This is a genomic window from Mesorhizobium sp. WSM4848, from assembly GCF_055811375.1.
In genome coordinates this window covers 1-281 of sequence record NZ_JBVVPX010000143.1, presented here as the reverse complement: position 1 = coordinate 281, position 281 = coordinate 1, and the positions used below count along the sequence as shown (strand labels likewise).

Sequence of the window (281 nt, the reverse complement as noted above, 5' to 3'; positions counted from 1 at the left end):
AGGGGCCGTAGCTCAGCTGGGAGAGCGCCTGCTTTGCAAGCAGGATGTCGTCGGTTCGATCCCGTCCGGCTCCACCACTTCGCAATCCGAAGGATTGTCGACCACTCCGCGCAATCCGCAAGGATTGTCGTTGCGCAATCCGCAGGATTGTCGCTTCTTCTCCGGAAGAAAGGGTGTCGAGTGGATGTGGAGCGGGCTTGAGAAAAAAGTCATTCGTTAAAAAGATTTGCGGCGAGCTTCTTGGCTCTCCGCCTGTTCTGTATGACATCGTAAAGAGAAGA

Annotated in this window: 1 tRNA gene; it reads left to right on the top strand. The window is 54.8% G+C overall.

The annotated features are described in order from the left end of the window. The first annotated feature begins 1 nt into the window (after position 1). A tRNA-Ala gene (locus tag AC0L16_RS33685) sits at positions 2 to 77 on the top strand. The last annotated feature ends 204 nt before the right edge of the window (positions 78 to 281 follow it).